This window comes from Caldicoprobacter sp., assembly GCF_047459465.1.
GTDB lineage: Bacteria > Bacillota > Clostridia > Caldicoprobacterales > Caldicoprobacteraceae > Caldicoprobacter.
The window spans coordinates 1-6212 of record NZ_VSCO01000108.1; the positions used below are offsets into that span (position 1 = coordinate 1).

5 protein-coding genes and 1 pseudogene are annotated in these 6212 nt (G+C 48.1%); 1 reads left to right on the forward strand and 5 read right to left on the reverse strand.

The features are described from left to right. From clpX to FWJ59_RS07215, 4 genes and pseudogenes are all read right to left on the reverse strand, one after another. On the reverse strand, positions 1-1010 hold a 1010-nt coding region (clpX, locus tag FWJ59_RS07200; protein ID WP_414481274.1), incomplete at its 3' end, for an ATP-dependent Clp protease ATP-binding subunit ClpX. 20 nt (positions 1011-1030) lie between these two features. After that, the gene (gene clpP, locus FWJ59_RS07205) at positions 1031-1615 is read right to left on the reverse strand and encodes an ATP-dependent Clp endopeptidase proteolytic subunit ClpP (RefSeq protein WP_414481275.1); all 585 of its coding nucleotides are present in this window, start codon (positions 1613-1615) and stop codon (positions 1031-1033) included. 145 nt (positions 1616-1760) lie between these two features. Continuing rightward, positions 1761-3044 (reverse strand): annotated as a pseudogene (tig, locus tag FWJ59_RS07210) (trigger factor); the annotation flags it as partial. Continuing rightward, on the reverse strand, positions 3028-3249 hold the full coding sequence (locus tag FWJ59_RS07215; protein WP_414481276.1) for a hypothetical protein: 222 nt from the start codon (positions 3247-3249) through the stop codon (positions 3028-3030). The gene FWJ59_RS07215 and the pseudogene tig, both read right to left, overlap by 17 nt. 74 nt (positions 3250-3323) lie before the next feature. Between FWJ59_RS07215 and fabI the strand changes: the two genes are divergently transcribed. Further along, entirely contained in the window at positions 3324-4091 is a 768-nt protein-coding gene (fabI, locus tag FWJ59_RS07220) for an enoyl-ACP reductase FabI (RefSeq protein WP_414481277.1), read from the forward strand. On the opposite strand, the gene FWJ59_RS07225 is transcribed toward fabI, so the two are convergent. Further along, complete coding sequence (locus tag FWJ59_RS07225) at positions 4088-5908, reverse strand: ASKHA domain-containing protein (protein ID WP_414481278.1); 1821 nt, start codon at positions 5906-5908, stop codon at positions 4088-4090. The genes fabI and FWJ59_RS07225 overlap by 4 nt on opposite strands. Between the last annotated feature and the right edge of the window lie 304 nt (positions 5909-6212).

Sequence of the window (6212 nt, forward strand, 5' to 3'; positions counted from 1 at the left end):
ATCTCAAACAGCTTTTGATACTGTTTGACCAGCGCATTCTTGGGCTCCTTCAAAATTTTCACCAGCGCCTCCTCATCCAAAGCGTGGAGGGTAACGATGATGGGGAGACGCCCCACAAACTCGGGAATTAAGCCGAACTTCAACAGGTCCTCCGGCATTATGTGCGTCAAAAGCTCGCTTGGATCGCTGTTGACCTTGCTTCGGATTTCTGCTCCAAACCCCAACGAACTCTTCCCTATGCGGTTCTGTATGATCTTCTCTATGCCTTCAAAAGCACCACCGCATATGAAGAGGATGTTGGTAGTGTCTATTTGTATGAACTCCTGATGCGGGTGCTTGCGTCCGCCCTGGGGCGGAACGTTGGCAACGGTCCCCTCCAGTATCTTGAGCAAAGCCTGCTGTACGCCTTCGCCGGATACATCTCGAGTTATGGAAGGGTTTTCGGATTTCCTGGCTATCTTGTCTACCTCATCTATATACACTATACCCTTTTCGGCCTTTTCTATGTCATAATCCGCAGCTTGAATGAGCCTCAACAGGATGTTCTCCACATCCTCGCCCACGTATCCCGCTTCAGTCAGGGTAGTAGCATCGGCTATGGTAAATGGAACATTGAGTATCTTGGCCAGCGTCTGAGCAAGGAGGGTCTTACCGGAGCCCGTTGGACCCAACATCAAGATGTTGCTCTTTTGCAGCTCAACGCCATCCCTTTTCGAGTCGCTGTTGATGCGCTTGTAATGGTTATATACAGCCACTGACAATATCTTTTTAGCTCTATCTTGACCTATGACATACTGGTTGAGAATGGAGTATATCTCCTGCGGCTTTGGGATGTCGTGCATATCAAAGCTGGATGACTCCTCAAACTCTTCCTCTATGATTTCCTGGCACAGCTCTATGCACTCATCACAGATATAGACCCCTGGTCCGGCTACCAACCGCCGCACCTGATCCTGGGTCTTGCCGCAGAAAGAACACTTTAGTTGCTTTCTATCATCATATCTTGCCAATTCATTCACCTCTTAAAACACTATTTACGCGATACGATGACTTCATCCACGATACCGTACTCTTTAGCCTCATAGGCAGACATAAAGAAGTCTCTATCGGTGTCCCTCTCTATCTTTTCGAGGGGTTGACCTGTTCTCTCTGCTAAAATCTCATTAAGGCGCCTCTTGATCTTGAGGATCTGCTCAGCATGTATCTTTATGTCGGATGCAGATCCCCGTGCCCCACCTATGGGTTGATGGATCATGATCTCGCTATTGGGCAGAGCGTACCTCTTACCCTTGGTACCGGCCGCCAGCAAGAAAGCGCCCATGGATGCAGCCATTCCAATACAGATGGTGGATACATCGCATTTGATATACTGAATGGTATCGTAAATGGCCAATCCAGCGGTCACAGAGCCGCCAGGACTGTTGATGTAAAGCTGTATATCCTTGTCGGGGTCTTTGGCTTCCAGATAAAGCAACTGAGCCACCACCAAATCGGCGGTTTCATCGTATATCTCTCCGCCAAGGAATATGATTCTATCCTCCAAAAGCCGCGAATATATGTCATATGCGCGTTCACCACGACTGGTTTGCTCGACCACCATAGGGATCAGGCCCATACTATCATCTCCTCCTCAATCAATCATAACCTTAAACTTACTCAGCAGCCGTATCCTCCGCTGGGCGCTGATCTGCGCCCTCGTCTGCATGCTCAACCCTATCCTCTGTTTGCTGCTTATTCTGCTCTGACTGCTGTGCCTTATCCACTATAATGGCGTTATCCATCAGGAAATCAACGATCTTTCTTGTGAGCAACTCGTGCTTCCTTCTTTCCAGGCTTTCAGCATAGCGCTTTCTAGCTTCGTCTACCGTTATGTTGAATTGACCTGCCAGCTCCTCCAGCTCCTTATCCAGGTCTTCCTGGGTAACCTCGATGCCTTCCGCCTTTGCTACCTTCTCGAGCACTAAAGCAGTTTTCACTCTAGTATATGCCTCTTGCCTATATTGTGCCCTCAAATCCTCCATGGATGTGCCGGTAAGCTCTAAATACCGCTCAAGGGTCAGGCCCCGATAATACAGCCCCAACTCAAAGTTGCTAAGCATAGCATCAATTTCTCGCTCCACCATCACATCAGGGATATCAACCTTAGCCCCTTCAACCACCTGCGATAAAAGTTGCTCCTCCATCTGTGCACGCGCCTGATTTTTGGCTACCCTTTCAAGGTCCTCTCTCAGATGAGCCTTGTACTCCTCAAAGGTTTCAAACTCGCTCACGTCCTTGGCGAACTCATCATCCAGCTCAGGCAGCTCTTTCTCCTTTATGTCATGAACCTTAACTTTGAACACGGCCTCTTTGCCCCTTAATTCTTCGACCCTATAATCCTCCGGAAAAGTCACCTTTATCTCCTTTTCGTCACCGGCATTAAGGCCCACCAGCTGTTCCTCGAAGCCCGGGATAAAAGTCTTGGAGCCTACCTCAAGGGCATAGTTCCGAGCGCTGCCGTCCTTTATAGGCTGACCGTCTACAAAGCCCTCATAGTCTAGGGTGACTAAGTCGCCTTCCTTTATAGGCCTACCCTCTACGGCCACCCACCTGGCATACCTTTCCTGTATCCGTTTTAAGGCATCCTCTACATCTTTATCCGTAACATTATACTCCACTTTTTCCACTTCTATTCCTTTATACTGTCCCAGCTCTACCTCGGGCTTCACAACTACGCTGGCGGTAAACACCAGGTCCTTGCCGCTGCCAATCTGCTCGATCTCCTCCACTGTTGGGTAGTCAACGGGCTCAAGGCCGTTGTCTTCAACTGCCTTCCAGTAAACCTCCTGGAATATCTCATTGAAGGCATCCTCGTAGAAAACGCCCTCGCCGTAATACCTTTCTATTAGCTTTCTAGGCGCTTTCCCCTTTCTGAAGCCTGGAATTTGAAACTTACCCTTATTTTTCATGTAGGATTTATTCAGCGCCTTTTCAAAATCCTGAGCATCGACCTCAAATTTTAATTTTACCTTATTGTTTTCTATCTTTTCAGCTGTGGCTTTCACCCGCAAGATCCTCCTTTGTTAAAACTGCTCTTTCCACAAACATTTTAATTATAGCATAAACTGTAGACAAGTCCAATATTTTTTGATATTCTATTAAGCAGTAAATTACAGCATTTTTCATATTATAGTAACATAACAGCTGTTTCCATGCAATATCCAGCCGCTGAAATTTTTCGCCTATATTATAAACCATACTCCCTGCCACTAAACATAATTTGTCCGCAAGCCCACACAGGCTCAAGTTGTGTTCCATCAAAACAGGTTGAAAGGATGATGGTAATGGAAAATCTGCTTAAGGATAAAAACATCCTGATAATGGGTGTGGCCAATAAATGGAGCATCGCATGGGGTATAGCGCAATCATGCCTCAAAGCAGGGGCCAATTTGATATTTACATATCAGGGAGAGCGCACGCGGGATGCGGTACAGGAACTGGTATCTGACATCCCGGGGGCTTTACTGTATCCTTGCGATGTGACCAGCGATCAAGAAATAGTAGACCTGTTTGACAGCATCAAAAGGGATGTTGGAGTGCTGCATGGCGTAGTGCACAGCTTGGCTTTTGCGAAGAAAGAAGAGCTAGCTGGAGCCTATTACAACACCTCTCGAGAAGGATATCTATTAGCTCAAAACATAAGTGCCTATTCGCTGATAGCAGTAGCAAGGCACGCCCTGCCCCTCATGCCCCAAGGTGGCAGCATTGTGACGTTAACATACATTGGCAGTGAAAGGGCAGTGCCTAATTACAACGTCATGGGAGCAGCTAAAGCGGCGCTGGAATGCTCGGTAAGATATCTGGCAGCAGACCTGGGACCGTATAACATCAGGGTAAACGCCATATCTGCCGGACCCATAAAGACCATTGCCGCGAGGGGAATCAAAGATTTCAGCCAAATGCTCAAAACATACGAGGAAAAGGTACCATTGAGGCGAAATGTTGACCAGTCCGATGTGGGTGATGCTGCACTGTTTTTGCTCAGCCACCTGTCAAGGGGCATTACTGGAGAAGTCATACACGTGGATGCAGGATATCATATACTGGCTTAAAATGGGAGAAAATCCACAAAGACGTTTTGGAAATCGGGGTGCGAGGAGAGTTCAACGTAGCGGGTCTTATTCCTTATACATTCAGCCATTTCCATGTATTCCTTGGACAAAAGCGCCATCTTGGCTCCTGCGCCAGCGGCATTGCCTATGGCAATTACCTTGCTTCTCAGCTGACTTGGTATAAGGCCTATATCGGCCGCATGATCATAATCGATGTAATTTCCGAATCCTCCTGCCAGATACACCTTTTGTATATCCTCATGCCGTACCCCCATCTCCTTCATCAAGATGTGGATGCCGCTTGCAATGGCCGCCTTGGCTAGCTGTACCTCCCGTACGTCCTTTTGACAGATGTATATATCGTCCAGCGCCCCTTCCTCTCTTGAAGCGATGAGTAGGGCAGGTTTCCCATCCAGCTCGATGACCCTGCTGACAAGGGCGTCAGGCAGATCAGCCTTGACCTCCTGGGCACTTTTTATCCTGCCGGTAGTATCCATAATGCCGGCTTTTATCATCTGCGCTACGACGTCCACAATCCCGGAACCGCATATGCCACGGGCCGGCTGGCCGCCTATTGTGTCATATTCTATTCCGTGTTTGGATATCCTCACCCTGCTTATGGCGCCCTTTACGCCTCCCATGCCGTAGCGAATATGAGCACCCTCAAAGGCAGGTCCAGCCGCCGTTGAACAGGTTATGATTTCTTTACGGTTCCCCAGCGCAATCTCGCCGTTTGTGCCTATATCGATGAGCAGTGCCAGTTCATCCCTTTCAGCCATGCCAGATGCCAGTATATCAGCAATGGTGTCGGCGCCAACATATCCCGCCACCATGGGCAATATGGTTATTCTGCCAGAAGGGCACATGTCTATGCCCACCTGCCAGGGTTCAAGCTCAAAGGAGCGAGCTATGACCGGGATAAAGGGCGAAACCGCTATGTTCCTCACCGGCAACCCGGCAAACAGGTGCATCATGATGGTATTACCCACCACCGTCATATGGTAAATCATGTCTGAACGGATGGCCCACTTCTGACAGAAAGCTCTCAGCATGTTGTTTATCTCATCCCTCACCAACTTGCTCAAGAGAGCAAGCCCATCTTCGTTTTCCAGAGTAAAATCAGTACGGGTTATGACGTCGGCTCCATACTGGCGCTGGGGATTTATAGCCGAGTACACATCCAACTGCTGGCCAGTGGTCAGATCTATCAGAAATCCCACCATTGTGGTGGTGCCTATATCAACTGCCACCCCGTATTTGGTTTCGGAAGTATCCCCGCCCTCGACCGCAATTATATCTTGATCGAAAAACACCGCCGTCACTTTAAAGTCGTGAGCCCTCAACGTTTCGGGCAAACCCCTGAGAGCGGCAGGACGAAGCCTCCCTGGAGCCCCAAGGACCTCCTCGATCCGATCAACATCGCTAGCCTGGTCGTCCAGCAATGGTTTGGACAGTTCAACATATCGTTTGACCACCCTGGGATTTAAAACAACGTCTCCTTTCCCTTCTACAAGAATGGCGGCATCCCTTTGAATTCCTTCCGGTACCTCGACAGCCAAATCCTCATTTATCTGTACCCTGCATGCCAGGCGGATACCTTCTTTTCGCTCAACGAACGAGAGATGCCCCGCCTCATCTGGGGAACATCGGCCTTTAGATATGTCTCCTTGGACTATCCTCACCTTACACTTGCCACAGAATCCCTTACCACCGCAAAGCGAATCCATATAGAATCCTTTTTCCTTCAATAGCCTGAACAGGCTATATCCTGCCGGTACCGAATATTTCTCTATACGGCTACCTTGCCTTATCTCCACCTGATACAATCCAAATGCTACCCCCTTTTGAATAAGCATGCTTGTGCCAATCGAGCTCAAATCTTCGTAAATATCCCGTTCAAAGCGGATTTACCAGATATTATAACAGCAAATCATATCCCCTGTCTTTAAAAAATGTTGCCTTAAAGAGTAAAGAGCATAATTCTGTTTATTTGACATTACACCCACTAATTGTTAAAGCACAATTAAATGTCCCATCATGCCATCGAGGTTTTTTAACTTAACTTCAGGCAGCCACAAAGATTGGATATAAATAAAGAGAATAAGCTGCTCATCCTCAATA

Excerpts from the sequence above, each read along its gene's own strand:
- clpP (WP_414481275.1), bottom strand. The coding sequence starts at position 1,615 with ATGGGCCTGATCCCTATGGTGGTCGAGCAAACCAGTCGTGGTGAACGC.
- fabI (WP_414481277.1), top strand. The coding sequence starts at position 3,324 with ATGGAAAATCTGCTTAAGGATAAAAACATCCTGATAATGGGTGTGGCC.